The 26,564-nt window shown below is 67.7% G+C and carries 20 protein-coding genes and 2 pseudogenes; 9 read left to right on the top strand and 13 right to left on the bottom strand.

Features of this window, described 5'->3' with window-relative positions:
- The first annotated feature begins 57 nt into the window (after nucleotides 1-57).
- Genes OV287_RS20370 through OV287_RS20380 form a run of 3 tightly spaced genes read left to right on the top strand, consistent with a single transcriptional unit; the run spans nucleotide 58 to nucleotide 8,629 of the window.
- Complete coding sequence (locus tag OV287_RS20370; protein WP_267535700.1) at nucleotides 58-246, top strand: helix-turn-helix domain-containing protein; 189 nt, start codon at nucleotides 58-60, stop codon at nucleotides 244-246.
- Between the two features lie 20 nt (nucleotides 247-266).
- Nucleotides 267-4,658, top strand: a complete 4,392-nt coding sequence (locus OV287_RS20375) for a DEAD/DEAH box helicase (RefSeq protein ID WP_267535701.1) — start codon at nucleotides 267-269, stop codon at nucleotides 4,656-4,658.
- Nucleotides 4,652-8,629, top strand: coding sequence for a type ISP restriction/modification enzyme (locus tag OV287_RS20380; protein ID WP_267535702.1), 3,978 nt, complete (start codon nucleotides 4,652-4,654; stop codon nucleotides 8,627-8,629). Before OV287_RS20375 ends, OV287_RS20380 begins: the two co-directional genes overlap by 7 nt.
- A 348-nt stretch (nucleotides 8,630-8,977) precedes the next feature.
- Here the strand turns inward: OV287_RS20380 and OV287_RS20385 are convergent, their stop codons facing one another.
- On the bottom strand, nucleotides 8,978-9,298 hold the full coding sequence (locus tag OV287_RS20385; RefSeq protein ID WP_267535703.1) for a hypothetical protein: 321 nt from the start codon (nucleotides 9,296-9,298) through the stop codon (nucleotides 8,978-8,980).
- Nucleotides 9,299-9,302: 4 nt separating this feature from the next.
- Here OV287_RS20385 and OV287_RS20390 point away from each other — a divergent pair.
- Together OV287_RS20390 and OV287_RS20395 are read left to right on the top strand one after the other, a co-directional pair.
- Nucleotides 9,303-9,658, top strand: a pseudogene (locus OV287_RS20390) (IS3 family transposase); the annotation flags it as partial.
- A gap of 40 nt (nucleotides 9,659-9,698) precedes the next feature.
- The gene (locus OV287_RS20395) at nucleotides 9,699-10,028 is read left to right on the top strand and encodes a YnfA family protein (protein ID WP_267535704.1); all 330 of its coding nucleotides are present in this window, start codon (nucleotides 9,699-9,701) and stop codon (nucleotides 10,026-10,028) included.
- Between the two features lie 17 nt (nucleotides 10,029-10,045).
- On the opposite strand, the pseudogene OV287_RS20400 reads toward OV287_RS20395, so the two are convergent.
- From OV287_RS20400 to OV287_RS20450, 11 genes and pseudogenes are all read right to left on the bottom strand, one after another.
- Nucleotides 10,046-10,396 (bottom strand): annotated as a pseudogene (locus OV287_RS20400) (efflux RND transporter permease subunit); the annotation flags it as partial.
- 60 nt (nucleotides 10,397-10,456) lie between these two features.
- Nucleotides 10,457-10,804, bottom strand: coding sequence for a DUF3703 domain-containing protein (locus OV287_RS20405; protein ID WP_267535705.1), 348 nt, complete (start codon nucleotides 10,802-10,804; stop codon nucleotides 10,457-10,459).
- A gap of 88 nt (nucleotides 10,805-10,892) precedes the next feature.
- The gene (locus tag OV287_RS20410) at nucleotides 10,893-14,033 is read right to left on the bottom strand and encodes an efflux RND transporter permease subunit (protein WP_267535706.1); all 3,141 of its coding nucleotides are present in this window, start codon (nucleotides 14,031-14,033) and stop codon (nucleotides 10,893-10,895) included.
- 5 nt (nucleotides 14,034-14,038) lie between these two features.
- Complete coding sequence (locus OV287_RS20415) at nucleotides 14,039-15,610, bottom strand: efflux RND transporter periplasmic adaptor subunit (RefSeq protein WP_267535707.1); 1,572 nt, start codon at nucleotides 15,608-15,610, stop codon at nucleotides 14,039-14,041.
- Nucleotides 15,611-15,889, bottom strand: coding sequence for a hypothetical protein (locus OV287_RS20420; RefSeq protein ID WP_267535708.1), 279 nt, complete (start codon nucleotides 15,887-15,889; stop codon nucleotides 15,611-15,613).
- Nucleotides 15,890-16,054: 165 nt separating this feature from the next.
- Nucleotides 16,055-16,357: a hypothetical protein gene (locus tag OV287_RS20425; protein ID WP_267535709.1), complete on the bottom strand. Its 303-nt coding sequence runs from the start codon at nucleotides 16,355-16,357 to the stop codon at nucleotides 16,055-16,057.
- A 35-nt stretch (nucleotides 16,358-16,392) separates the two neighbouring features.
- Nucleotides 16,393-16,788, bottom strand: coding sequence for a TlpA family protein disulfide reductase (locus tag OV287_RS20430; RefSeq protein WP_267535710.1), 396 nt, complete (start codon nucleotides 16,786-16,788; stop codon nucleotides 16,393-16,395).
- Between the two features lie 97 nt (nucleotides 16,789-16,885).
- On the bottom strand, nucleotides 16,886-17,536 hold the full coding sequence (locus OV287_RS20435; RefSeq protein ID WP_267535711.1) for a methyltransferase family protein: 651 nt from the start codon (nucleotides 17,534-17,536) through the stop codon (nucleotides 16,886-16,888).
- Between the two features lie 50 nt (nucleotides 17,537-17,586).
- The gene (locus OV287_RS20440) at nucleotides 17,587-17,787 is read right to left on the bottom strand and encodes a hypothetical protein (RefSeq protein WP_267535712.1); all 201 of its coding nucleotides are present in this window, start codon (nucleotides 17,785-17,787) and stop codon (nucleotides 17,587-17,589) included.
- A 198-nt stretch (nucleotides 17,788-17,985) separates the two neighbouring features.
- A complete protein-coding gene (locus OV287_RS20445; RefSeq protein ID WP_267535713.1) occupies nucleotides 17,986-18,933 on the bottom strand; it encodes a cation diffusion facilitator family transporter in 948 nt (315 codons plus the stop codon).
- A gap of 131 nt (nucleotides 18,934-19,064) precedes the next feature.
- Nucleotides 19,065-19,607, bottom strand: a complete 543-nt coding sequence (locus tag OV287_RS20450) for an RNA polymerase sigma factor (protein ID WP_267535714.1) — start codon at nucleotides 19,605-19,607, stop codon at nucleotides 19,065-19,067.
- A 276-nt stretch (nucleotides 19,608-19,883) separates the two neighbouring features.
- On the opposite strand from OV287_RS20450, the gene OV287_RS20455 reads away from it, so the two are divergent.
- The gene (locus OV287_RS20455) at nucleotides 19,884-21,404 is read left to right on the top strand and encodes an acetyl-CoA hydrolase/transferase C-terminal domain-containing protein (RefSeq protein WP_267535715.1); all 1,521 of its coding nucleotides are present in this window, start codon (nucleotides 19,884-19,886) and stop codon (nucleotides 21,402-21,404) included.
- Between the two features lie 42 nt (nucleotides 21,405-21,446).
- Here the strand turns inward: OV287_RS20455 and OV287_RS20460 are convergent, their stop codons facing one another.
- Nucleotides 21,447-22,331 (bottom strand): LysR substrate-binding domain-containing protein, encoded by an 885-nt coding sequence (locus OV287_RS20460; RefSeq protein ID WP_267535716.1) that lies wholly within the window; start codon nucleotides 22,329-22,331, stop codon nucleotides 21,447-21,449.
- A 100-nt stretch (nucleotides 22,332-22,431) separates the two neighbouring features.
- Here OV287_RS20460 and OV287_RS20465 point away from each other — a divergent pair, with 100 nt between their 5' ends.
- The 3 genes from OV287_RS20465 to OV287_RS20475 all read left to right on the top strand — a co-directional run bounded on the left by OV287_RS20465 (nucleotide 22,432) and on the right by OV287_RS20475 (nucleotide 26,434).
- Entirely contained in the window at nucleotides 22,432-24,069 is a 1,638-nt protein-coding gene (locus OV287_RS20465; protein WP_267535717.1) for an acetolactate synthase large subunit, read from the top strand.
- Between the two features lie 33 nt (nucleotides 24,070-24,102).
- Nucleotides 24,103-25,536 carry an aldehyde dehydrogenase family protein gene (locus OV287_RS20470; RefSeq protein WP_267535718.1) on the top strand — a complete coding sequence of 478 codons (1,434 nt, stop codon included), beginning with the start codon at nucleotides 24,103-24,105 and terminating at the stop codon, nucleotides 25,534-25,536.
- Nucleotides 25,537-25,597: 61 nt separating this feature from the next.
- Nucleotides 25,598-26,434, top strand: coding sequence for a hypothetical protein (locus OV287_RS20475; RefSeq protein WP_267535719.1), 837 nt, complete (start codon nucleotides 25,598-25,600; stop codon nucleotides 26,432-26,434).
- The last annotated feature ends 130 nt before the right edge of the window (nucleotides 26,435-26,564 follow it).

Raw genomic sequence — 26,564 nt, forward strand, 5'->3', positions numbered from 1 at the left:
CAGAGCTGGGTACCGTGCTCGGGTGCACAGTGGTCCTCCTCTACCCGGAGCGCAGCGATGACGACGGCAGAGCCTTGGGCCTCGGTTGAAGACGTCGCCAAGCGCCTCGGGGTCGCGAAGGACTCCGTGTACCGGTGGATCGAGGCGCGGAAGCTCCCGGCTCATCGCATCGGCCGGCTCTGGAAGTTCAAGCTCTCCGAAGTCGACGAGTGGGTTCGGGCGGGAGGCGCCCAGGAAGACGACTGAGGACGCGACCAGGGCAAGCGATGATGCCGAGCGCCCAGACCAGAGACGATCGACGAGTCGAGCCGGCGAGCGCGCCGCGTGAAATCGCGCGCGCCGAGCGGTTCGACGTGCGTCTGCGTTTCGGCGTTGCGGCTGAGGCCTCCCGCTACCTGCGCGCGATCACGAGCCTGCTTTTCGGCGGGAGCACCAAGGTCACCGCGACGCTGACGACAGGCGCGCCGCGCGAAGACCTCACCGCCGAGGAGATCGCCGACCGGCTCTCGCGTGGCGCCATCGACAAGCTGCGCTTCGCCCTCCGGCTTGGCGAGCGCCCGCTGCACATCGAGCTTGCGCTGCCGGCCTCCGAGCCCGGCGCCGTCGCGCTTCGCGCTCCGTTCACAAACGGCCCCGTCACTTCGCGTCTCTGGCTCCAGTCCGACGCCGACGTCGTAGCCCCGGTCCCGGCGCTCGCGCTCCCGACAACTACCGAGGGGCTCGCCATCGACGCCGTGCACGCGCTCGTCGGGCTTGCGGTCCGGTGTGGCGGTTTCCATGACGCCGAGCTCGCTGGCGAGCATCCGCTCACCTGGAACACGACGAAGCCGCACGACGACGCCCAGCCCGTGCGCAGCGCGCTTCGCGACGCCGTCTGGAGCACCGCCCCGCAAGCCGAGGGCGCGGTCGCCCTCTGGGTCACCGGCCTGCCCCCGCCGCCGAAGCTGCGCACGCCCGAGGCTGGCTGGTGGGAGCAGTACGACGTGCTCACTCGCAGCCCGCGCCAGGTGCTGACCGAGCTGCACGCCCACCTCGCGACGCAGTTCGAGATCCCGTGCGCGTGGACGATCCTCGACATCACCGCCGCGCCCGAAGGCAGCTTCGTCGTGCAGCCAGAAGCGAGCGCCATCGCGCGACTCGTGCCCGAAGCCAACCGCGTCGTCGTCGCCGTCGACCTCGAGCAGCCCGCCTCGCTCGTCGCCGAGATGCTCTTGCACCTCTGCGCCCACCTCACGCTCGGCCACGTTCGCCCGGGCGATGCGTGGGGCCATTGGGACACGCAGGCCTCGCTCTCGCCGACGCCGCATCGGCAGTGGGACCGCGAAGCCCGCGCGTACGTCGACGCGCACTTCGCCCGCCCCGTGCGTCGCGTCTCGTCGCTCGAAGAGTGCAACCCGCGCGAGAAGGCGTGGCTCGTCCTGCTCGACCACATTGGGCGCATGGTCGGCCAGACGCGCATGCTGCACGCCGCAACGGAGCGCTACCAGGCCGCCGCTTACCAGCGCCAGGCAGCGCAGCGGCTCGTGGCGCAGCTCGAGGAGTACGGCGGCGCGATGCTGTGCGACGGCGTCGGCCTCGGAAAGACCTACGTCGCCACCACTGTCGCCGTTCACTACGCGAACCAGTGGCGCGACCAGCTCGCGGACGCGAGGCGCTCGGCGACCGACGACCCGTTCCGCGTGACGGTGCTCTCGCCCAACTCGGTGGTCAGCACCTGGCAACGCGAGGCCATCGCGCCGCTTGCCGCCCACGGCGTTCCTCTCGCCACCATCCGCGTGCTCTCGCACTCGAAGCTCTCTCGCATCGTGCCGAGCAGCGACATCCTCACGCGCGGCCGCTCGGGCATGAGCGACATGGAGCACCTGCTCCTGTCGGATCTCGTCGTCGTCGACGAGGCCCACAACTTCCGCTCCGTCGGCGCGCGCCGCACGACGGTGCTGCGCGACCTGTTGCGCCTGCAGCCGCGCAAAGAGCCGCGCCGCAAGGTGCTGCTGCTCACCGCGACGCCCGTCAACAACAGCCTCGAAGACCTGCGCCAGCAGGCGGCACTGATGTTCGGCAAGCCGCTCTTCTTCAACGACAACCTCACGCCCGACAAGTACCGCGCGCGCGTCTTCAAGGACGTCGAGGAGCGCGTCGCGAAGGCCGCCAAGGGCAAGGGCGCTGCCGACGTCGCGGCGTTGCTCATCCACGGCGACGCCTCTGCGAAGTTCGCCTACGCGCCCGACTTCCGCGACGACGTGCAGTTCGGCGTGCAGGTGCCGCGCGTTGGCGACTACCTCAAGGAGCAGGAGAAGCGCCTCATGGCGCAGCAGGCGGCCGTGCGCGCCGCCATCCAGAGCGGACATCCACCCACCGAGGCTCCGGCTCGCATCGCAGGCGAGCTGCTCGACCGCATCGTGGTCCAGCGCTCGCGCGCGCTCTGCAAGCAGATCGAGCGTGAGCAAGGCTCGAATGCGCGGCTCCTGTTTCGGCCCGATGCTGCCACGCCCGAGAAGCTCGTTTACGAGGACGTCTACGACGACACCCGCGACGTGCTCGCGCGCTTCCTTCCGCTCTTCGAGACCGAGGACGAAGCGGCACCGAAGGAGGTGCCACCGCTTTCGCTCAAGGTCTACATGTGGGCCGACGTTCGCGACGGCATCAGCGACGCGGGCGAGGTATCGTCGGTCGTCGGCCTGCAGCGCGTGCTGGTGCTCAAGCGCCTCGAGTCGTCGCCGGTCGCGTTCCTCATCACGCTGCTCCGGCTGCTCGCGTTGCATGCGCATCGCCTCAAGCAGCTCGCGGCGCTGTGTCGTGAGGTCGGAGACAAGAAGCGCGAGAGCGCGCTCGCCGCCGAGCTCGCCAGCCTCATCGCACAGGTCTCGCCCGTGGATCGTGAGCGCATCGACGCGCTGCTCACAGGTGGCACGGCGAAGGCGCGCGATGGCGATCTCCTCGAACGGTGGAGCAACGCGCACATGAGCGCGAAGGCTGCGGCCGACACCGACGATCCGCTGCCGCCTCAGCTCGACCTGTTTGGCGAAGACGAGAAGACGACGGAGCGCCGCGAGCAGCTTGATCGTCTCTGGAGCCTTCGCGAGAACCTCGCGCGCGATCTCGCGACACTCCTCAGCACCGCGCCCAGCCTCGCTGACATCGTCTTCGGCCGCTTCGCGCAGTCCGATTGGCCCCATCGCTTCATCAACGGTGGTCAGCAGGTCGACTGGCCGACGTCGGCGGCGTGGGCGATGCGCATCGTGACCGACGCCAAGCTGCAGCGCCTCGTGTCCCGCTTGTTGCGCGCGCGTAAGGACGGACAGAAGGTCATCGTCTTCTCGCAGTTCACCGATACGCTCGCATACTTGGACTCGGTGCTGCGAGCCGCACCCGTGCTTGAACGCAACGAGTGGAAGACGGTGCTGCGGGAGCTGTCTGCCGGCGCGGGCCACATCGTGTCGAAGGACGAAGTGCTGGACCTCATCGGGCGCATTGCGGTCGTCAGCGGCGAGACCGAGGAGCGAGACGCTGTCATCCACGCCTTCGCGCCCTTCTACCGGCTCGGTCCATCACGCCCGCGCCTGCCCGGCGCATCGACGATCGAACAGCAGCAGCTCGACGCGCTGTGGAGCAACGGATGGACGCAGGCGCTAAAGCAGCCCATCGACGTCCTCTTCGCCACTGACGTGCTCGCCGAAGGCGTGAACCTCCAGGACGCGGCGCTGCTCATCAACTTCGATGTGCACTGGAACCCGGTGCGCATGATCCAGCGCGCGGGCCGCATCGATCGCCGCTTGAACCCCGCCATCGAGGAGGCCACGAGCTTCCCCGACCTCGAAGCCCTCGCGCGTGACCTCGGCGTCGAGCCGCCGCGCTACTGGTGGCACGCGCACACTGGTGCCGCGCCCGTTACGGTGAACCTGCTCTTGCCCGACGAGCTCGAGGCCGAGCTGCAGCTCCGCGAGCGCATCGCCAATAAGACGCTTGCCATCGACTTCACTCTCGGGCTCGAACAGGGCACCGGCGCCGAGGCCGACTGGATGGCCGAGTACCGCTACCAGGGCATCTCGGCGCTCAACGCCTGGCAAGGCGACCGCGCCATCGAGCAGATCGCGGGCTACCAGCAACGCCTGCGCCGCCTGCTGTCCGAGCGCGGCATCGAAGCTGAGTGGCTCGCCGCCTGGAATGGCTGGCTTCGCGAGGTTGGTGGTCGCCCGGACGACTGCATCATCGCGTGGGCGAACCTGGGGCGTAAGGGAGGCGACGCCAAGGAGTACACGCGACAGCTCCAACCGCGCCTCGTCGGCGACGTTCCGCACTGGCTGTGGACGGCAGAGAAGCCCGTGGAGTGGAGCAAGAACTTCTGGCTCGTCCTCGACAGCAACACGCACCCCGCAGCAACGCGCAAGGGCCTCGGCTTCTCTGAAGATGCCTCGCGCCCCGTGGCTGCCGAAGATCTCCTGACCGCCTCGCGCCGTGTCGTCGACGGTGAGATCGTCCTCGAAGAGCTTGGACGCGAGGTAGGCCGCCCCTTCCAGCAAGGCGCGTCGGCCGTTGCAGCGGGCGTCTTCAGCGAAGAGGACCGCCGCGCCATTCAGATCCGAGGATTCCGAATCCTTCAGGTGCGCCACGTCGACGCAGCGCCTGCCACCGTGAGACCGAGCGAGGAATCATGCTGACCAAGGACGACTTCATCCGCCACATTCTTGGCGAAGCCCCTCGCACGAAAGCGCGCGCGACGAAGAAGGACACGGGCCACATCGAGGGCTTCGACTTCGCCGACGACGCGCCGGACTCGGAAGCGACCGAAGACACGCGATTCGTGACGCCGCTGCTCCAGGCAGGGTTCAGCGATGGTCAGGGCATCCCGCGCTCGACGGTGATTCGGAGCACGGATGCCGTCGCGCGCTACATCCCCGACGAGGTGCGCTACTGGCCAAAGACGCCGTCGCGGCCGCACCACACGCTGCTGATCGAAGCGAACCTGACGCACCGCGAGCTGCTGGCCATCCCGGCGTTCAAGTCGCGCCAGCTCGCCCACCTCGACATCGCAGAAGACGCCGTTGCTCGTCTGGTCGCAGAGGCGCTGGAGGGCTTTCAGCGTGGTGCCGAAGGGCTCGACGCCTCGGCCTTGAAGGGCCAGAAGCACGAGACCCTGTGCGTGGTGTCGATCATCGACGAGCGCGAGGGGCACGCCGGTCGCCTCGCGTGCTTCGGCACGTTCAACGCCAAGACCGCAGGTCTCGAGACGTTCTTCCTGACCGAGCACGCACGCACGTGGGACCGTGCCGACGCACGCGAACGCTTGGGCCTCATCTACGAGAGGCAGTTCAAGAAGCTCGGCGAGGCCTCGTGGCAGGAGGCGTTCACGACGACCGACGAGCGCAAGCAGGCTGAGAAGCTGCTTGAGGTCTGCACGAAGAAGAACGTCGCGGAGAAAGACGTGCAGGAGTCGATCCTCGACCTGCTCGACACCATCGCGCGTGGATTCGGCCTTCGGAAGAAGGCCGACGCCGAGCGGCGCTTGCGCGCATTCCCGCTGCCGGGAGAGCACGACATCGGCATCGACTCCGAGGAGCGCGAGAACAAGTACGGCGGCACCAACCCGTTCAGCGGCGTCACGCTCCGTGACGACCACAGCCGTCTGCTCGGCTACATCGTCTACCCGCTCAAGACGAAGGCCGACGCGGAAAAGCTGCGGCAGCACCTCGAGAAGCACAATCGCTTCCACAACGTGCTCGTCGTCTACCCCGACACGAACCAGGCCAGCATCGAGCTGTGGCAGGGGCGCGAGCAGCTCACCGGGAAGCTGCGCAAGGGCCAGAGCCACAAGGACGCCGCCGACGTCGTGAACCTGCTCTCTCGCTTCTTCGTCGTCAGCAAGGCGAAGGTGCGCAACCCGGCGGAACTCGCGCAAGAGCTCGCGTACCGCGCGCGTTACTTGCGGCGCCTCGTGATCAAGCAGCTCGAGGACGAGCCCGAGAAGGGGCCGCTCCGCAACCTGTACGACGCCTTCAAGGTCGCTCTCGTGCATGACCAGAAGGAGGACGAGTTCGCGGACGCCTTCGCGCAGACCATCACCTACGGCCTCTTGACCGCGCGCTGGCTCGGCAATGATCAGCTCGCGACGACGGGCGAACGCTTCACGCGGCAGAGCGCTCTCAAGTACCTCCCGGCCGCGAGCCCCTTCCTCAACGACCTCTTCAAGTCGGCACTCTCCGTGAAGCTCGACGACCAGCGCGGACGGCTGCTCTGGCTCGTCGATGACGTCGCCGATCTCCTTGACCGTATCGACGTCACCTACGTCTTCGGCGCGGGCGACAAGGGTTCGGACGCGGCCACCGACCCCGTCATCCACTTCTACGAGCCGTTCCTCGCGGCGTACGACAGTAAGCAGAAGATCCAACGCGGCGTCTTCTTCACGCCTCGCCCGGTGGTCGCGTACATCGTGCGAACCGTCCACGAGATGCTTCAGAAGGAGTTCGGACTAGAAGACGGCCTCGCATCCACCGACACGTGGGGCGACGTCGCGAAGCGCATCGACGGACTCAAGCTCCCCGAGGGCACCAAGCCCACCGACTCGTTCGTCCGTGTCCTCGACCCGGCAACCGGCACGGGCACGTTCATCTACGAGTGCATCGGCGTCATCGAGCAAACGATGAAGGACCGCTGGTGCCGCGAACTGAAGGTCGATTCGTGGGCCGACGAGAAGGTCGTCACTCGCTGGAATGAGTACGTCCCGAAGCACCTTCTGCCGCGCCTCTACGGCTTCGAGCTGATGATGGCGTCGTACGCTATCTGCCATCTGAAGCTGTCCTTCAAGCTGGGCGAGACGGGCTACCACTTCGGCAGCTCCGATCGCCTCCACGTCCACCTGACCAACACGCTCGACGAGCCCTCGGCGTCCGCCAACCCGAAGCTCGCCGGTCTGTTCGTGACCCTCGCGGAGCAGGCACGCGAGGTCGACAGCATCAAGCGGAACATGCGGTTCACGGTGCTCATGGGGAACCCGCCGTACTCGTCCTCGGTGTCCGATCCTCCTTGGCTCGTGCGCGAGCTCGAGCTCTGGAAGGAGGGGCTCAACGAGACGAAGATCGACCTCAATCGCGAGGAGTGGAAGTTCGTTCGGTTCGCGCAGCTCCTTGCTGAGCGCGTGCCGTGCTTCATCTGGGGCTACATCGTCAACCGCGACTTCCTCGACGGAATCGCCAAGCGCCGCATGAGGGAGAGCCTTCAGGCAACGTACCCGGCGCGCGTGGTGGTGGACCTCAACGGTGACGTCAAAGGCAACATCGTCGACGAGAACGTCTTCGACATCATCCAGGGCGTCTGCGTCACGGTCGCCTGCCACGGCGGTCGCACCCAAGGCCACCGCTTCGCGTCGATCGTCGGCTCGAGGCAGGAGAAGTACGCGCTCCTCTCGGAGCCCGCGAAGGTTGACGCACTCCTGTCGCCGCATGTGCCGACCGAGCCGTACTTCCGCTGGGTCCCGTTCCGCGATGCCGCAACCGAGTCTGTTGAGTCGGAGTACCGCGCGTGGCCTGCGCTGAACGAGGTTTTCGCTCTGTACTCGTCTGGAATTCAGACCAAGCGAGACGGGCTTTGCATCCAATTCACCCGCAGCGAGATGTGGGACGTCGTGCGTCGCTTTCATGAGGCGGACGCGAAGCACGCGCGCGCTGACTTTGATCTCGGCGAGGACGGTCGCGACTGGACGGTGACCCTGGCCAAGAAAGACATCGCTGACTCTGGGCCGCGCCAGAGTCACTTGACGCCCATTCTGTACCGTCCGTTCGACGTGCGGTTCACCTACTGGACCGGCCGGACGAAGGGATTCCTCGCCTACCCGCGTCGGGAGGTGATGCAACACATCATCGGAGCAGAGAATGTCGGCCTGATCTTCAACCGGCAGGTCGTGGGAGACAGCGTCTCTACTTTTGGCGTCTCGCGCATCCCGATCTGCCACGGGACGTTCTACCTCGGCAACAAGGGACAAGATTACTTCGCGCCGCTTTACGTCACTGAGGCCGATCTTCTTTCCGGGGGCAATCCTCAACGTCGCTCGAACATCACGCCGAAGGCTCTCGCCGCCTTGAAGGCAGCGCTTGGCGCTGAGCCGAGCCCCGATGACGTCTTCAACTATCTCGTGGGCCTGTTTCACAGCCCGACGTTCCGAAGCCGCTACGCGGAACTCCTGAAGCAGGACTTTCCGCGTGTCCCGCTGACGCCGAGGAAACCGTTGTTCTCCGCGCTCGCCAAACTCGGAGCGGAGATCGCCTCCCTGCATCTCCTGGAGTCCACGCAGCCGCAGGCCAGCCGGATCACCTTTGTGGGAAGCACGAAGTCGGAGGTCTCGAAGGCGTCCTATGACGAGCGCACTCGAACGCTCTGGTTCGACAAGGATAAGACGGCGGGGTTCAAGGGCGTAACTCGCGAGGCATGGGACGCCCGGGTTGGCGGATACCAGGTGTGCGAGAAGTGGTTGAAGGACCGGAAGGGTAGGTCTCTTTCCAAGCACGATATTGAGCACTTCCAGCTCGTGCTCGACACCCTCACGGTGCTGCAGAAGCTCATGAATGACGTTGACGCTGTGATTGCAAAGCACGGCGGCTGGCCCGGTGCCTTCGCCACGAAGGCGTGCGCGTCATGAGCGAGCCGAAGGCATGGGCGCTCGACATTAGCCTGGTGTCCGACTTCTCGTCGGACGCTGCTGGTCCCGTGCAGCTCGAGCTGCCCTCCAGCCTCCATCTCGAGCCCGGAGCCCTGGTTGCTCTGCCCGAGCCCGCGTCCTCGGCGCGACACGCGCCAATTGGCCGCCCTCGTGGCGCTCGTCGGCAAGAGGGGCCGCCATGCCCAACCTGTAAGCCGCGCTTACAAGTTCGAGAGTCCGGCGAGTTTCGCGCGCCCCCAGTGCGGCAACCATCCGGCGCTGCCGAATAGTTCGACTGCGGCTCTCGCCCCGTTTACCAGCTCGCCAGGGCGCCCGATGTCCGCGCATCTAGCAGTCCGGATTCTGCCAGATGACGCGCTTCCTTCCGGGCCTCACTCGGGTTGCGCGTGAGCGACTCCTGCGCCCTTCGGAACATTGGTTGGCCGCTACGTCGGGGAAGGGGCCGCACTCCTTCGGGTACTTCGAGCAGAGCTCATCGAGCTTTGAGCGGAAGCCGTCGAGGCTGTAGCGGAGCACCTGCTTGCCGGCGATGCTCTGGTACTGCACCAGCATCGTCTTCGCCGTGCGCATCCTCCACAGGAGGTCACCCCCGGTCCTGATCAGAAAGAGGCCCCGGGCGTCCCGTCGCTCGTAGGCGGGGAACGTCATGGGCTTGTCGTCGTCGAGGCGAACGGTTGCCGCGAATGTGCGGGCGACGCGGCTGAAGCGTGGGAAGACCCAGGAGCGTGACTTCCTAAAAAAAGCAGCGGCCTTCTTCGCGAAGGAGGGCTCGACGTGAAGTTCGAGCTGATTGACGCGCAGAAGGCCCTCTTCCCCGTGAACTTCATGTGCGAGCAACTGGGAGTGTCGCGCTCGGGCTACGACGCCTGGCGAGAGCGTCCAGAGTCCGCGCTGCACGAGGCGGACCGCGTCCTGGCCGAGGTGGTGAAGCAGGTGCACCAGGGCAGTCGCCGCACATACGGCAGCCCTCGCGTGCATGCGGAGCTGCGTGCCCGCGGACAGAGGGTGGGCTTGCCGCCCCCTTCGGAGCCGTGAGAGATAACGCAGCGTGTTGCTCCTGCGCGCCTTCGCCCTCTTCATCCTTACGGCACTGGCTGAGGTGATCGGCTGCTACCTGCCCTACCTGTGGCTGCGCGAGGGCAGGTCGGCGTTGCTGCTCCTCCCCGCGGCGGTAAGCCTGGCTGTGTTCGCGTGGCTTCTCACGCTCCATCCCACCGGAGCCGCCCGCACGTACGCCGCTTACGGAGGGGTGTACATCGCAGTGGCGCTTGTCTGGCTGTGGCTCGTCGAGGGAGAGCGGCCCACGGCCAGGGACGTCGTCGGCGCGCTCGTCGCCATGACAGGAATGGCCATCATCGTTCTCGGGCCCCGAAGGTAGCGGCAGGAAGCAGGCCTTCAATCAGCAGGAGTATCCGTGGGCCTGCCCCGGTCGAACCACGTGTAGACGGTGGGCAGCACCAGCAGCGTGAGGAGGGTGGATGTCATGAGCCCGCCGATGACGACAGTGGCCAGTGGCTTCTGCACCTCGGCTCCCGCACCGGTTGAGAAGGCCATGGGAATGAATCCGAGCGAGGCCACCAGCGCCGTGGTGAGCACGGGCCGCAGCCGCACATGGGCTGCACGATGGGCCGCCTGGGCCGGAGGTAGGCCGTCCTGGCGCAACTTGAGGATGTAGGCCACCAGCACCAGTCCGTTGAGCACCGCCACGCCGAAGAGGGCGATGAAGCCCACCGCCGCGGACGAGCTGGTAGAGCTTGCCGTCGCGGTCCACCATGTAGTGCGCGGACACTTGGGGGTTGCCCCTCTCTACGAATCGCGCAGGAGGGCCTGGAGATCCTCGGGAATGGGCATGGGGGTGAAGATGCCGACGCTGGCGCCTCCCGTGTTGCCCAAGGGGGCGCGCCCGAGGAGGGAGCCGGGCCCGGCGAGTAGCAGCCGTGGCACCTGGCCGAGCAGCTCGTGCATGTTCCGCCGGCGCCACGCGAAGGTGAACATCCTCCAGTGCACCCAGAGGTGAGGGCCCGCATGGGCCTGACTGAGAATGTGCGCGCGCTCGAGGAGCGTCCACGCGGTGGGCAGGTCTCCACGCGCTTCTGCTTCCGCCGACTGGCGCAGCTCTCGCTCGAAGTGCTCTCGTAGCTTGGGAGTCATCATGTGTATGTGCCTCTGCGCGAGGGGGGCCTCAAGGATTCGTGCTGACGCCCGGTTTCCGCGTGGATTACAGCGGGCGGTGCGCCCCCTTTCACATTGCCGCACGGGCCACCGCCTCCTCCTCGGGGGCTGCCCTGTCGCCCGGCTGGGAGGCAGGGGGCTCGTGCGCCTCATTCCGCCCGGCCCCAAAGACGGAATAGAGGACGGGCAGCACCAGCAGCGTCAGCACGGTGGAGGAGAGGATGCCACCAATGACGACGGTGGCGAGTGGGCGCTGCACCTCCGCGCCCACCCCCGTGTTGAGGGCCATGGGGACGAAGCCGATGGCGGCCACGGCGGCCGTCATCAGCACGGGCCGCAGGCGCGAGAGGGCCGCCTCGCGGATGGCCTCTCCGAGAGGAAGGCCCCGCTCGAGCAGCTGGCGCACGCGCGAGACGAGCACCATGTCCCCCAGCACCGAGACACCGGAGAGGGCGATGAATCCCACGGCGGCCGAAATGGAGAAGGGCAGCCCGCACAGGAGGAGGGCCAGGACACCTCCCACCAAGGCGAAGGGCACGCCAGCGAAGATGCGGAGCGCGTCCAGCACGCGCCGGTAGGTGAGGTACAGCAGGAGGAAGATGAGGCCCAGGGCAATGGGCACCACGAGGAGGAGGCGTGCCCGCGCCCTCTCCAGGTTCTCGAATTGCCCGCCGAAGCGCAGGTAGTAGCCCGCCGGCAGCTCCACCTTCTCCTCCAGCGTGTGTCGCACCTCCTCGACGAAGCCCCCCAAGTCCCGGCCGCGCACGTTGGCCTGGACGACGAGCCGCCGCTTGCCCCACTCGCGCTGAATGGTGGTGGGGCCGGACACCTCCCGAATGGAGGCCAGGCGCCCCAGCGGCACCCGCTCCCCGCTCGGCGCGGCCACCAGCACCGTGGATAGCTTCTCCGGGTCCTCCCGGTACTCCTCGTGAAGGCGCACGGCCAGGTCGAACCGCCGCTCCCCCTCGCGCACCTCACCCACCAGGTGCGTCCCCACGGCCGCCACCACGTCCAGGACGGCCCGGGCGGGAATGCCGTAGCGGGCAATGGCGGCCCGATCCACCGTCACCTGCAGCACGGGCTGGCCCGTCACCTGCTCCACTGTGACGTCGGCGGCGCCGGGGATGGCACGCACCAGGGCCTCCATCTCCCGTGCCTTGGCCTTGAGCACGTCCAGGTCATCCCCGAAGAGCTTGATGCCTACGTCGCTGCGCACGCCGGCCACCATCTCGTTGACGCGCATTTCAATCGGCTGGAGGAAGGCCATGCGCATGCCGGGCATGTCCGCGAGCTCCGCCTTCATCTCCGCCACCAGCTCCTCCTGCGTCCCGGCACGCTTCCACTCCTCCCGGGGCTCGAGGGTGATGAAGACGTCGGACAGCTCGATGCCCATGGGGTCCGTCGCCACCTCCGCGGTGCCGGTGCGCGTCCACACGCGCCTCACCTCATTGGGGAACTTCTGGAGGAGCACCTTCTCGAGCTGGCTTCCGTAGCGCACGGACTCGCTGAGGGACACCTCCGCCAGGCGCACGGTGTTGATGACGAGGGTGCCCTCGGACAGGCGGGGGACGAATTCGCTGCCAAGCTGCGTGGCCACGAGGCCCGCGCCCACCACGAGGAGCGCCGCCCCGGCGAGGACGGCCCTGGTGTGGCGCAGGGCCCAGTTGAGGAGCGGCTGGTAGCCACGCGAGAGGAGTGTCACGAGGCGCGGCTCCCGGTGCTCCTTGCGCCCCCGCTTCAGCGCGAAGGAGGCCAGCACCGGCATCAGCGTGAGGGAGAGGAGGGCGCTACCCAGGAGGGCGAAAATGACGGTGAGGGCCATGGGGCGGAAGAGCTTCCCCTCCACACCCGTGAGGGTGAGGATCGGCAGGTACACCACCATGATGATGAGCTCGCCAAAGAGGGTGGGCTTGCGCACCTCGATGGCGGCATCCCGCACCACCTCCAGGATGCTACGGCCCTCCTTCGCCTCGGCGAGCCGCCGCTCCGCGTTCTCCACCAGGATGACGGACGAGTCCACCACGAGGCCGAAGTCGATGGCTCCCAGCGACATGAGGGTGCCGGCGATGCCGAAGCGCAACATGGCGTTGAAGGCGAACAGGAGGGACAAAGGAATGGCCGCGGCTACGATGAGGCCCGCGCGCCAGTTGCCCAGGAAGATGAAGAGGACGGCGATGACGAGGAGCGCCCCCTCGAAGAGGTTGGTGCGCACGGTGCCGAGGACGTGGTCCACCAGCTCGGTGCGCTCGTAGACGGGCTCCACCTGGATGTCCTGGGGCAGGGTGCGCTTCACCTCCTCCAGCCTCCGGGCCAGCGCCTCCGTCACCGTGTGGGAATTCTCTCCCACCAGCATGAAGCCCAGGCCCAACACGGCCTCGCCCTTGCCGTCCGCCGTCGTGGCGCCTCGCCGGATTTCGCTGCCCACCTCCACGCGGGCCACGTCCCGGATGCGCACCGGCACGCCGCTGCGCGCGGCGACGACGACGTCCTCCACCGCCTTGCCGTCCTCCAGGACGCCCACCCCCAGCACGAGGCTCGCGGCGCCTCCGCGCTCCACCACGCCTCCGCCTACGTTGGCGTTGTTCTCCTCCAGGGCCCGGTAGATGTCCCCCAGGGAGAGCTCGAACTGCTGCAAGCGGCGTGGGTCCACCACCACGTGCCACTGCTTCTCCTCGCCGCCCCAGGCATTCACCTCCGCCACACCGGGCACGCTGCGCAGCTGGGGGGCGATGACCCAGTCATGCACCGTGCGCAGCTCCTCGAGGCTGCGCGTCCTGCTGGTGACGAGGTAGTGGAAGACTTCGCCCAGGCCCGTGGCCACCGGCCCCAGCGTGGGGCGCTCGATGCCCGCGGGCACCTCCACCCGGTTGAGGCGCTCGGCCACCTGCTGCCGGGCGAACCACAGATTGGTGCCGTCGCTGAACTGGAGCGTCACCTGGGAGAGGCCAAACTTGGAGAGCGAGCGCAGCTCCTCCACGTGCGGCAGTCCCGCCAGCGCCTGCTCGATGGGGATGGTGAGCTGTCGCTCCACCTCCACGGGAGTGAGGGCTGGCGCTACCGTGTTGACCTGCACCTGGGTGGGCGTGGTGTCCGGGAAGGCGTCCATGGGCAGCTCCCGGAAGGCGAGCAGCCCCGAGACGACGAGGACCAGCGTGCCCAACAGGACGGCCCAACGGTGCGCGAGCGACCAGTCGATGATCCGGGTGAGCATGGTGGCTACTCGCCTCCCCCTTCCTCACAGCAGCCCGCGCCGATGGACTCCTTGAGAATTTCGGTCTTGAGCAGGAAGGCGCCCGTGGTGACGACTTCCGCCCCGGGCTCGAGCCCCTTCAGCACCTCCACGTGCTCCCGGGTGCCGCTCCCCAGCTCCACCGCGACGGGCTGGTAGAGTCCCGCCTCCTTCTTCACGAAGACGAGGGCGCGTCCTTCTGCGCGCTGGATGGCCTCGCGGGGTACGAGCAGCGCCTCGTGCTCGGTGGCCACCTGCACCTTGGCTCGGAGGAAGACGCCCGCCTTGAGAGCACGGTCCGGGTTGGGCAGCTCCACACGGGCCCGTACCGTGCGCGTGGCCGGATCCACCGAGTTGCCCACGCGGGTAAGCATGGCCTCGCGGCTCTCCCCGCCCATTCCCTCGAAGGTGAGGGTGACGCGCTGGCCGGGGCGGACGGCGCCGGCGTCCGCTTCCGGCACCTCCAACTGGGCCCACATGGTGTCGAGGTTGGCCACCTGGAGGAGCGTCTGCCCGGAGGTAACGTGCCTGCCGGGCACGGCATCCCGGGCCACCACCGTGCCCGAGAAGGGGGCCTTCAGCGCATACGTGCCCTGCTGGCTTCCGGCGGCGGCGCCCGCGGCCATGAGCGCGGCGCGGGCTGCCTCCCGCTCACTCTCGGCAACGGTCAAGTCGGCTTGCGCCTGCTCCAGGCTCTTCCGGGGGCTGATGCCACGCTCGACGAGCTGCTGCTCCCGGGTGAGTGCGGCTCGGGCGGCCTCCACCCGTGCCTGGGCGGCGGAGAGGCGCCCCTGATCCTCCCCCACGGCGGCGGACGTCACCACCACGAGGGGCTGGCCGGCCTTCACCTCGTCGCCAATGTCCACCCGCACCTCCACCACCAACGCATCACTCCGCGCGGAGAGCAGGGCGAGCTGATTCTGGTTGAACTCGAGCCGGCCGACGACGTCCAGCGCCCGGGCGAAGCGCCGTCTCACCACGCGCTGCGTCCGGATGCCGACATCCCGGGCCGTCTCGGCAGAGGCCAGGCGCACGCGCGTCCCAGGCTCCGGGAAGACGGGGGGCTCGGCTCCCGCTTCCTTCACCAACTCCGGATGGCAGTAGGGGCAGACGGACTCCGGGAAGCCATGATCGCGGCAGTAGTCCCCGGCCTCGATGAACTTCGCCACGAGCTTCGGGTTGCACCTGGTGCACTTGGACTCCGGCACCGCGTGCTCCTTGCACCAGTCCTTCGGGGCGGTGTCCTGGGCCGTGAAGGTGAGGCCCGGGTTGCATTGCCGGCACTGCGACTCGGGCAACCCATGCTCCTCGCACCAGTCCTCCTGCGCTTTGAAGACCTCGATGAGCTCGGGGATGCACTTCGTGCACAGCTCCTCGGGCACGCCGTGCTCGCACAGCTTCACCTCCCCGGCTTTGGCGGCCGGTAGATAGGTTGCGCCCGCATCAGCCGAGAGCGCGGAGGACTTCTGCGCCACGGCGGGCTTGGACTCCTTTGAGCAGGCGGCCGCTCCCACGAGGAGGAGGGCCGAGAGCGCCGTGAGGCCGATGCGGGCATTCATCTACTTCACCCCCTGCTTGGCCAACTCCGGGTGGCAGATGGAGCACTGCGACTCGGGCCGCTCGTGCTCCGCGCACCAGTCGCCCTTGGCCTTGAAGACGGCCGCCAGCTTGGGATTGCAGCGGGTGCAGAGGGACTTCTGCACGCCGTGCTCTTCGCACTTGGGCTTCTCGGCCTGGGCCTTGGGGGCCTCGGCGGGCTTCTTGTCCTCGGCCAGGGCGGGCAGGGCGGGGACGACGAGCAGGGACACCACCACGGACAGGCAACGCAACGAACGCATGAGTGCAGCTCCAGCCGTGGCGCCTCCTGGTTGGAGGCTGCCCACGGCGGTGAAAGCCCCGCGCGGGATGCACGGGGAACCAGGAGGAACGGACTGGAGGACGCAGGAGACGGGCGGCGCCCGCGTTGGGGCTCGCTGGGTACACGTCTCCCGTGAAGGGCGGCGTCAGGCTCTCGGAGGCTGGAAGATGTCCACGCCCACTCCGGAGGGAGCGTGCTCACTCACGGAGGCGAGTACCGGCTCCACGAGGGAGGCTTCGGCGGGCAACTCCACGACGGGCGAAGCCGGGGCAGCCCGGAGGGGACAGCAGAGGCACACGCCGCAGTCGAGCGCACAGTCGGCACACTCATCGCCCTCCTCCTCGTCAGCGCACGCCTCGACCCCGTCACTGGCGAAGGCGAGCGTCTGGAAGACGCCCCCAGTCGTCAGCATGATCAGAATGGCGATGAGGCGGAGAAAGAGCTGCATCGGCCGGTGGGTCCTATCGGGCGTGTACCGCGGAGTCAATCCGCCGAAGCAGGGAGGCGAGCGGAAGGCTCGCGAATCAACTTCTCCAGAAGGCGCCGCATGGCCCTGGAATTCCATTCCCGTGGCCCCTGGAAGCGGGCCACCAGGCGGCCTTCCACCACGAGGAAGCTCGTCGGGAGTTTGTCCACACCGAAGGCGCGCGCGGCTGCCTCCCCCTCATCCAGGCGCAGGTGCAGGGCCGCTTCCGCGGGCCCTCCGAGGAAGTCCTCCACCGCTTTCATGGCCTCGTCATGGCTGAAGACGACGACCGCGAGGCCCTCGGGCGGGGCCTCGGCCAGGGCTCGAAGCTGAGGCGTCTCCTCCCGGCAGGGAGCGCACCACGAGGCCCAGAAGACGACGAGGGTGGCGCGGGAGGCGGGGGCACCCTGCAAGGCCGGAGCGGACCCCTCCACACGGAGATAGTTTGGAGGTGGCTCAGCCCGGCAGCCTGACATGACCACCAGAAGAAGGAGCGTGAGCAGCCGGGCCTCACGCATGGGCGACTTGTCCCTCGCGTGCCCGTGCGTGCAGGTGGCCCACTCCCGGGAAGAAGCGGCCGACTCGGGCGGCGTAGGCCCGGTAGGCGTCACCGTGCAGGCGCAGGAGGTGCTCCTCCTCCAGCCGCACCTGGAGAGAAACCAGGAGGACGTAGTGGCCCCACGCCATCACCGTCCACGCGCTCGGAGTCGCCAGGACAACGCCGCTCACCACCCCCAACATGCCGGTGAAGATCGGGTTGCGCACCAGGGTGAAGAGGCCGCTCGTCACCAGCTCCGTCCGCTCCCTGTCGATGCCGATCCGCCAGGAGGCCCCCATCTGCATCTGCGCCAGCACGATGAGGAGGAAGCTGCCGGCCACCAACGCCCAGCCGGACCAGCGGAGGGCCGAGGGCACCTGCCAGATTCCCAAGCCCGCGTCTCCAAGGAGGGCGTACAGCACGCTCCAGACGAGCACCGCCAGCATGAAGAGGCCCATGGTCACGCCGATGACACGCTGGAAGGGGTTGGCCTCCTGGTGCAGCACGAAGGCACGCCTGCCCGTGCGCCGCCGCAGGCGGATGGAAGGTAGCACCATGGCAAGGAAGAAGAAGGCCAGGGTGGTGAGGGGAAGGGCTGTCCGGGTGAAGGTGCTGACTTCCATGAGGTGCCTCGGCGCTAGGGGACGGGCCGGGAGCCGCGTCCTTTCATTTTCTACCGAAGCTGACGCCCGCGCCGGCACGGCATTACATCCGCGGCCCGCGGGAGCTGCCTCACCCTTCTCATGCCCTTGACGAAGGCTGCCTGGAGGAGCTCCTCGGCCGCTTCGGGCGTACCGACGCGGGGGATGAGGAAGTCCAGGAACTTCCGGTGGTGCTCGACGAGCACCTCCACCACTTCGGGACTCAGGCTCATGATGTACCTGTGCCGCTCTTTCCTCCCGTGGTGCCAGGGAGTCAAGGGGACATGTAGGAGCCCTCGAACTCGCGCGCGCCGGCACCCCATAACAGCCGGGGGGCGGCGCTCGCCCCAGTGGCATTCACCGGGTACCCGCGCCCGAAGCGAGGTTTTGCTACCGGGTGACTGGGGTTATGAGTCATGCGGGGGAGGGCTTCAGGCGTGGTGGCCTTCGCAGGCGGTGTGAGCGGTGGGGCGGGCCCGCGTGGGCTCCTGGAGGTGGCAGCAGTCGGTGAGCGCGCCCTGCTCGATCTGGAGCGTGACGTGCTCGATGCCGAACTCGTCATGGAGTTGCTGCTTCAGGCGCTCGAGGAAGTGGTCGCCGTGAGGGGCTCGCGGCATCACGAGGTGGGCCGTGAGCGCCGTTTCGGTGGTGCTCATGCCCCAGACGTGCAGGTCATGCACCTTGGCGACTCCAGGCGCCTGGGCGAGCCGCGCCTCCACGGTCTCCAGGTTGATGCCTCGGGGAACCGCGTGGAGGGCGAGATCGAGCGCCTCCTTGAGCAACCCCCACGTGCTCAGGACGATGATGGCGGCGATGGCGAGCGTCACCACCGGATCCATCCACGCCCACCCGGTGAAGTGGATGAGGGCGCCCGCCAGGACGACGCCCAACGACACGCCCGCGTCGGCGGCCATGTGGAGGAAGGCCCCGCGGATGTTGGCATCGTGCTCGCGGCCCTTCCAGAAGAGCAGGGCCGTGGCCGTATTGATGACGATACCCACGCCCGCCACGAGCATGACGGTGGTGCTGGCGATGGGGGCGGGTTCTCCCAGGCGCTGGATGGCTTCCCAGGCGATGCCCCCCACCGCGACGAGCAGGAAGAGGGCGTTGAAGAGGGCCGCCAGGATGGACGAGCTGCGCAGCCCGTAGGTGCGCTGGGAAGTCGGGCGCCGCCTGGCCAGGAGGGTTGCCCCCCAGGCCAGCAGCAAGCCGAGCACGTCGCTCAGGTTGTGCCCGGCATCCGCGAGCAGCGCGAGGGAGTTGGAGAGGATTCCGAAGGTGGCCTCGACAGCGACGAAGCCCACGTTGAGGGCCACGCCAATGGCGAAGGCCCGTCCGGGCGACGGGGCGGCGTGGGCGTGGTGGTGATGACCGGCCATGAGAGGGCGCTCCTGGTTCTTGTAGGAGCACGGAATACGCCGGACTCGAGCCTTTCTTCCGGTGTCCTGCCCCATTCACCTGAGGCTGACGCCCGGCCCAGGCGCAGGTTACAGCCGCGAATATCAGGGGGTCAGACGGGCTCGCACGGGCAGTCCGCACACCCTCGCCGGCAGCAGGAGGGGCCGCAGGACTGCTCCAGCCGGCGGCCGAGCGCCTGCCGCGCCCGGTGGAGGCGCACCTTGGCGTTGTTGGGGGTGATGCCGGACTCCCTGGCGAAGCGCGCGAGGCTCCAGCCCTCGAGGTCCACCCGGCGGAGGATGTCCGCGTAGTCCGATTTCAGCGTGGTGGTGAGGCCCAGGACGCAGGCACAGACGGTGCGCTCCAGCTCCTCCACGTCCTGGGTGGACAGGGGACTCTCCTCGGCCAGATGGTGCAGTGCGCGCCCTTCGCGCTCCTCGCGCCGGTGGCGATCGATGAGGGCGTTGCGCAGCAGCCGGTAGAACCAGGCCACCGCGCTCTCTTCCTGGCGCAGCTCGCTTCCTCGCTCCATCCCCTTGAGGAGGGCGGACTGGAGGACCTCCTCGGCCACTTCCGTGCTGCCGACGCGAGGCACCAGGAAGGCGAGGAAGCGCTGCCGATTGTGGAGGAGGGCTTCGATGACGTCCGGGCTCATGCAGAGCTTCTATTAAAGCTGGACGAGACGAGGCCACCGAGAATTACAGGTCCGGGGTGCCACCCGCCGTCACCTTCATGAGGAGGGAGTGATGGCTCCGGTCCAGGAAGCACCAGTCAGCCAGACTCGCGGAACTGATTGGAGCGATCACCCCGTGACGGTTCAGGTGGTGACTCGGGGCTTTTTCGTTTCCGGGCATGAGTTTGCCCTGGTTGGATGGGTCACCACAGGGCACAGCGCGAGGGCTGGACTTCGCCGCATTCGACCAGGACTTTCATGAGCACACTGCGGGATCGAATTGAGAACACTGAGCTGCTGGCCAAGGTTGTCCCGGTAGAGGAGGCGGTGAAGCACGTCACTGACGGCTGCACCGTGGCCATCAGCGGCTTCACCAAGTCGGGTGAGCCGAAGACCTTCTTCCCTGCGCTCGCTCGGCACTTCACTGAGACGGCACCCGCTTCCCGCATCACCCTGCTGAGCGGCGCCTCACTCTCGGACGACGTGGAGGGGCCCATGGCCCCCTTCATCCGCAAGCGCGGGCCGTACATGTCCTCGGTCGCCTCCCGCAAGCTCATCCACTCGGGGGAGATGGACTTCACCGACGTCCACCTGTCCGCCTTCGCGCGCAACCTGATGTACGGGTTCTACGGCGACATCGACGTCGCCGTCGTCGAGGTGTCTCGCATCCGCGAGGATGGCAGCGTCGTTCTCTCTTCCTCGGTGGGTGTCTCCGCCGAGGCGCTCGCCCGGGCGCGCAAGGTCATCCTCGAGGTCAACACCGCGGTGCCGGACTACACGGGCTTCCACGACATCGTCCTGCCCGCCGTGCACCCCAAGGTGGGTTGGCCGCTGCCGCTGGTGAACGTGCGGGACCGTATCGGCACGCCCTACGTCGAGTTCGATCGCAGCAAGGTGGTGGCCGTTGTCGAGTCCCACACGCCCGACTACCCGGTGCCCTTCAAGGCCGCGAGCGAGACAGACCGCCGCATCGCGCAGCACGTCATCGACTTCCTCCTCGAGTGCCGGAAGCAGTTCGACTGGGGCAAGCGCCTGCCTCCCATCCAGTCCGGAGTGGGCAACGTGGCCAACGCCATCATCGGCGAGCTCTACGCGTCCCCCTTCCAGAAGATCCGCTTCTGGACCGAGGTCTTCCAGGACGGGATGCTGCGCTACGTGGAGGACGATGCGAAGTTCGAGAACGCCTCGGCCACCGCGGTCTCCTTCTCCGCTGAGGGACGCCGGCGCTTCATGGAGTTGTTCGAGCGCTGCCGGGACAAGCTGGTGCTGCGGCCCATGTGGTTGTCCAACAGCCCGGAGATCATCTCGCGGCTGTTCGTCATCGCGATGAACACCCCCATCGAGGTGGACATCTACGGCCACGTCAATTCCACGCACATCGACGGCTCACGCATCGTCAATGGGCTGGGCGGCTCGGGGGACTTCTTCCGCAACGCCTACCTGAGCATCGTGCACACGCCCTCCACCCGCCAGCTGAAGGATGGGCGCACGGTGAGCTGCGTGATGCCGTATGTGCGGCACATCGATCATACCGAGCACGACATCAAGTGCGTCGTCACCGAGCACGGCTACGCGCTCAACATGGACATCCGCTCGCCCAAGCGGCGCGCCATGGACATCATCGAGCGGTGCGCGCACCCGCACTTCCGCCCGCTGCTGCACGCCTACCTGAACATGGCGGGAACGGGGGACGAGCCCCGGGCCACGGACATGAAGGCCCTGGAGGGCTGGTGGCGGGACTACGACGAGGCCTGCCGCAACTTCCCGAAGGGCGGCTGAGCGCGCGGAGGAGCGCGGAGCCGCGGGCGCATCGTGGCTCACTCAGGCTCCGACTTCCTTCGCACGCTCCCGCACCTCCGCCGCGAACAGCTCCGCCGCGGGCGTGCGGGGCGCACCCTTGCGCCACACGAGCGCTGCGAGCTCGGATCTCGGCGCAGGGGAGAGCCGCTTCACCACCAGCCGCTCGGCGTCGGCGAGCCGGGGCTCGGGAAGCACCGTAACGGCGAGGCCCGCGCGCACAATCGCCAGCACGGTGGCCACCGCGTTGGACTCGAGCGCGATGTGCGGTGTGAGCCGCATGGCATCGAAGTAGGCGTCCACACGTGTGCGCACGCGCGAGCCCCGCGAGAGCAACGCGAAGGGCTCCTCCTTGAGCTGCCGCATTCCCACGGAGTCCGCACCCGCCAGCGCGTGCCCCCGCGCGACGAAGAGCACGAGCCTGCTGTCGAAGAGGGGCTCCGCATCCAGGTCCGGTGAGCGCGCGGGTGTGTACGCCAGCCCCACGTCCAGCTTGCCGTCCGTGAGCCGCCGCTCGACCCTCCGCACGAGTGCCTCCTCGGCGCTCAGTGCGAGGCCCGGGTGCTTGCGCAGCACAGCGGCCAGGGCGGGCACCACGACGCTCCGCATGCTGGGCGGGTAGCCCACGCGCAGCGCTCCCGAGGTCATCCCTCGCAGCGCGCTCACCGCCACCCGGCCGGCGTCTACGTCCTCCAGCGCACGTGAGGCATAGGTGCGGAACAGCTCCCCCGCCTGCGTCAGCCGCACACCGCTGCGTGCGCGCTCGAAGAGCGGCGAGCCGAGCTCCTCCTCGAGCTGGCGGATCTGCTGCGACAGCGTGGGCTGTGAGACGTGGATGCGCCGCGCGGCGCGTCCGAAGTGGAGGGTGTCGGCAACGGCGGAGAAGTAGCGGAGGTGGCGGAGCTCCATTCCAGCATCATAGGCAATGCCTATCGGGTCCATGGGAACAAACGAATGTACGAATCGAAGGCCGCGCTTAATTCTCTCCGTATCCCGAAGGAGGGATCCCATGAAGGCATCAGACCTGTTCGTCAAAGCACTCGAAGCGGAGGGCGTGCGTTGCGTCTTTGGACTTCCCGGTGAGGAGAACCTCGACCTGCTCGAGTCGATGCGCGCTTCGGGCATGCGCCTCATCGTCACGCGTCACGAGCAGGCCGCGGGCTTCATGGCCGCCACGTGGGGCCGGCTCACGGGACGCGCGGGCGTGTGCCTCTCGACGCTGGGTCCTGGTGCGACCAACCTCGTCACGGCTGCCGCATACGCCCAGCTCGGCGCCATGCCCATGGTGATGCTCACCGGCCAGAAGCCGATCAAGGCCAGCAAGCAGGGCCATTTCCAGATCGTCGACGTGGTGGGGATGATGCGGCCGCTCACCAAGTCCACCCGGACGCTCGTCTCCGCGGAGCACGTCCCCTCGGCAGTGCGTGAGGCGTTCCGTCGCGCGGAGGAGGAGCGCCCCGGCGCGACACACCTGGAGCTACCCGAGGACGTGGCGCGCGAGTCCACGGAGGCTGTGCCACTCGCACCCGGCGCCCACCGCCGGCCCGTCGCGGATGAGGCTTCCATCGCCCTGGCCGTCGAGGCCATCGCGTCTGCTCGTCGCCCGTTGCTCATGATTGGCGCGGGAGCCAACCGCAAGCTCACCTCGGAGATGCTCCGCGTCTTCGTGGACCGGGTGGGAATGCCCTTCTTCAGCACCCAGATGGGCAAGGGCGTGGTGGATGAGACGCATCCGCTCTGGATGGGCACGGCCGCGCTCTCCGACGGGGACTTCGTCCACCGTGCCATCGAAGCCTCGGACTGCATCGTCAACGTCGGCCACGACGTCGTCGAGAAGCCACCGTTCGTCATGCGCGACAACCGCCGCACGGTCGTTCACCTGAATTTCTCTTCGGCCGAGGTGGACCCTGTGTACTTCCCCCAGGTGCAGGTGACCGGCGACATCGCCAACGCGGTGTGGCGCATCGCGGAGGGCGTTGGCCCACGCACGCACTGGGACTTCGCCCCCTTCGAGCGCGCCCGCGCGGGACTCGACTCGCAGCTCTCCCAAAGCATCAGTGACGATCGCTTCCCCATCTACCCCGCGCGGCTCGTGGCCGAGGTGCGACGCGCGATGCCAGACGACGGAATCGTGTGTCTGGACAACGGCATGTACAAGCTCTGGTTCGCTCGTTACTACCGCTGCCGCCGGCCCAACACGCTGCTGCTCGACAACGCGCTCGCGACCATGGGGGCGGGGCTCCCGTCCGCCATCGCGGCCAAGATGGTTCACCCTCGCCGCAAGGTGCTCGCGGTCTGTGGCGATGGCGGGTTCATGATGAACTCGCAGGAGCTCGAGACGGCGGTGCGCCTGAAGCTGGATCTCACCGTGGTCGTGGTGCGTGACGACGGCTACGGGATGATTCGCTGGAAGCAGGGGGAGATGGGGCTCCCGGACTTCGGGATGGAGCTGGGCAACCCGGACTTCGTCCGCTACGCGGAGGCGTATGGCGCGCGCGGGCACCGCCCAACGAGTGCTGCGGAGTTTGGGTCCACGCTCGCTCGCTGCCTGGAGTCGGGCGGGGTACACGTCATCGACCTGCCCATCGACTACTCGGACAACGCTCGTGCGCTCGGTGCCGGTGACGAGGACGGCGCCGCACGCTGAGCCACGAACATGAGAGAGAAAGTGAGGAGCACCATGTTGGCTGAACGCTACCCGTACTACCTGGCCAACCGTCCGCGGCAGCCCAATGCGGACCTGGCTGTGACCGACAAGTATTCAGGCGAGGTCGTGACGCACGTCGCGATTGCGGACGCGAGCGCCGTGGAGGAGGCCATCGCCGCGGCGGTGCGCGCGGCCGGCCCGATGCGACGACTGGCGCCATACGCGCGCCAGGAGGTACTTGAGCACTGTGTACGCCGCTTCCGCGAGCGGGCTGAGGAACTGGCGTTTGCACTTTGCATCGAGGCAGGCAAGCCCCTCCGCGATGCGCGGGGCGAGGTCGCCCGGCTGATCGACACCTTCAAGGCGGCGGCCGAGGAGGCCGTTCGCGGTGGAGGAGAGGTGCTGAACCTGGAGGTGTCGCCGCGCGCTGCGGGCTACCGGGGCTTCACCCAGCGCGTCCCGGTAGGTCCGTGCTCGTTCATCACACCCTTCAACTTCCCGCTCAACCTGGTGGCTCACAAGGTGGCGCCCGCCATCGCCGCGGGCTGCCCGTTCGTCCTCAAGCCGTCGGACCGAACACCCGTGAGCGCGGCGATCATGGCCGAGGTGCTCGCCGAGACGGAGCTCCCCGAGGGGGCCTTCTCGGTTCTCACGACCCGCCTCGAGGACGTGGGGCCGTTCATCGAGGATGACCGGCTGAAGCTGCTCTCGTTTACCGGTTCGGAGAAGGTGGGATGGGAGCTCAAGGCTCGCGCTGGGCGCAAGAAGGTGGTCCTGGAGCTCGGCGGTAACGCGGCCTGCGTGGTGGACCGCGATCAGGGCGAGCGTCTGGACTTCGTCGCGGACCGAGTGGCTCACGGCGCCTTCTTCCAGGCGGGGCAGAGCTGCATCTCGGTGCAGCGCGTGCTCGTGCACGAGGAGCTGTACGACGCGCTGCGCGAGCGGCTCGTTGCGAGGGCTCGGGCGTTGCGTGCAGGGAACCCCAGGGATGAGGCCACCACCCTCGGCCCCATGATTGACGAGGCCGCTGCGCGGCGGCTGGAGGGCTGGATCGAGCGCGCGGTGGGGCGTGGGGCGCGCGTGCTGACTGGGGGAGGGCGGCGTGGTGCCCTGCTCGAGGCCACTGTGTTGGAGGGCGTGCCCGCGGACGAGCCGCTGTGCGCGGAGGAGGCGTTCGGGCCGGTTGTGTTGCTCCAGTCATTCCGCTCGTTCGATGACGCGCTGCGTGAGGTGAACAACGGGCGTTATGGGCTGCAAGCAGGCCTTTTCACCAACGACCTGTCGCGGGCGATGCAGGCGTGGGACGAGCTGGAGGTAGGGGGCGTCGTCGTGGGCGACGTGCCGAGCTTCCGCGTCGACACGATGCCCTACGGCGGCGTGAAGGGCTCGGGGCTGGGGCGAGAGGGCGTGAAGTACGCCATCGAGGACATGACCGAGCTGCGGCTGCTCGTGCTGCGCCAGGGATAGCGGGCCCTGGCATCGCGAAGCGTCGTCGCAGCTTGGGCGTCGGGGTCTGGGGACGTGTACCATGCGCGTCCCTCTTTCCCCCGAGGCTCGAATGGACCGCTTCGCCCGAATCGCAGTCGTGTCGTTGGGGTTGTTCCTTGCCATGCAGGGCTCGGCCCGCGCCGATGGTCTTGCCACCATCCCCTATGGCGACAACTGCTGGGGCACCGGCACGGATGCTGATCGCGACGGGCTCAACGACGACTGTGAGTACCAGGTCGCCTTCTGGTTCATGCCCCTCTTCTGGTTCGACAGCGGAGAGAGCGGCCATGCCCGGCGTCCCTACTTCGCGGTGAAGAGCACCAGCTTCTCCACCCGCACACTCCAGATCTTCTACATGGACACCTTCTTCGAGGACACCGGCATCACCACCGGCCATGACGGAGATCCCGAGTTCCAGCTCCTCGAGGTCCATTACTCCGGCGGCAAGTGGTACCTCGACTGGGCCTATCTGTCCGCTCATCGCAAGAGCAGCTGTGACTCGTCCGCCTGGTATTCGTATGACCAGCTCGAGTATGACACCGCAATCGACTCTCGCAATTCCTCTCGCGGCTGGCCCACGCTCTACGTCGCTGAAGACAAACACGCCACCTATAACAATCTGAGCACCTGCGACAGTGGCTGCTTCCTCCAGGACTACTGCAGCCGCACGACTTATCAATACCTCGATACCGCCACCTCGAACCGGCTCGTCTCCCGGAACGTGGGCTCCACGGCCGTTCAGCTCATCAACTCTGTCATCCTCAATGGCAAGACTGAGCGTCTGCTCGATGATGTGGAGTTCAAGGGCTGGGATGACCAGTGGTACCGGCCCAACTCGCAGGGCTACCGCCGTCATCTGAACGACTTCGGATTCTAGTCCTCCGTGCTCAACGCTCCCGTGCCACCCGGAACTCCGGAGCGTCCTGGCGCCAGGGCGCGTGCTCGCGTCGTCGTGGGGCTCGCGGCCACGGCGCTGCTGCTCGCGCTCGCCATCGCGTCTTGGCCTC

This window comes from Archangium lansingense (genome assembly GCF_026626635.1).
Taxonomy (GTDB): Bacteria; Myxococcota; Myxococcia; order Myxococcales; family Myxococcaceae; genus Archangium; species Archangium lansingense.

Excerpts from the sequence above, each read along its gene's own strand:
- OV287_RS20475 (WP_267535719.1), top strand. The coding sequence starts at position 25,598 with ATGCGCGTCCCTCTTTCCCCCGAGGCTCGAATGGACCGCTTCGCCCGA.
- OV287_RS20445 (WP_267535713.1), bottom strand. The coding sequence starts at position 18,933 with ATGGCCGGTCATCACCACCACGCCCACGCCGCCCCGTCGCCCGGACGG.
- OV287_RS20375 (WP_267535701.1), top strand. The coding sequence starts at position 267 with ATGATGCCGAGCGCCCAGACCAGAGACGATCGACGAGTCGAGCCGGCG.
- OV287_RS20385 (WP_267535703.1), bottom strand. The coding sequence starts at position 9,298 with ATGACGTTCCCCGCCTACGAGCGACGGGACGCCCGGGGCCTCTTTCTG.
- OV287_RS20465 (WP_267535717.1), top strand. The coding sequence starts at position 22,432 with ATGAAGGCATCAGACCTGTTCGTCAAAGCACTCGAAGCGGAGGGCGTG.
- OV287_RS20380 (WP_267535702.1), top strand. The coding sequence starts at position 4,652 with ATGCTGACCAAGGACGACTTCATCCGCCACATTCTTGGCGAAGCCCCT.
- OV287_RS20455 (WP_267535715.1), top strand. The coding sequence starts at position 19,884 with ATGAGCACACTGCGGGATCGAATTGAGAACACTGAGCTGCTGGCCAAG.
- OV287_RS20370 (WP_267535700.1), top strand. The coding sequence starts at position 58 with ATGACGACGGCAGAGCCTTGGGCCTCGGTTGAAGACGTCGCCAAGCGC.
- OV287_RS20425 (WP_267535709.1), bottom strand. The coding sequence starts at position 16,357 with ATGCAGCTCTTTCTCCGCCTCATCGCCATTCTGATCATGCTGACGACT.
- OV287_RS20470 (WP_267535718.1), top strand. The coding sequence starts at position 24,103 with ATGTTGGCTGAACGCTACCCGTACTACCTGGCCAACCGTCCGCGGCAG.
- OV287_RS20405 (WP_267535705.1), bottom strand. The coding sequence starts at position 10,804 with ATGATGACTCCCAAGCTACGAGAGCACTTCGAGCGAGAGCTGCGCCAG.
- OV287_RS20460 (WP_267535716.1), bottom strand. The coding sequence starts at position 22,331 with ATGGAGCTCCGCCACCTCCGCTACTTCTCCGCCGTTGCCGACACCCTC.
- OV287_RS20450 (WP_267535714.1), bottom strand. The coding sequence starts at position 19,607 with ATGAGCCCGGACGTCATCGAAGCCCTCCTCCACAATCGGCAGCGCTTC.
- OV287_RS20415 (WP_267535707.1), bottom strand. The coding sequence starts at position 15,610 with ATGAATGCCCGCATCGGCCTCACGGCGCTCTCGGCCCTCCTCCTCGTG.
- OV287_RS20420 (WP_267535708.1), bottom strand. The coding sequence starts at position 15,889 with ATGCGTTCGTTGCGTTGCCTGTCCGTGGTGGTGTCCCTGCTCGTCGTC.
- OV287_RS20410 (WP_267535706.1), bottom strand. The coding sequence starts at position 14,033 with ATGCTCACCCGGATCATCGACTGGTCGCTCGCGCACCGTTGGGCCGTC.
- OV287_RS20435 (WP_267535711.1), bottom strand. The coding sequence starts at position 17,536 with ATGGAAGTCAGCACCTTCACCCGGACAGCCCTTCCCCTCACCACCCTG.
- OV287_RS20440 (WP_267535712.1), bottom strand. The coding sequence starts at position 17,787 with ATGAGCCTGAGTCCCGAAGTGGTGGAGGTGCTCGTCGAGCACCACCGG.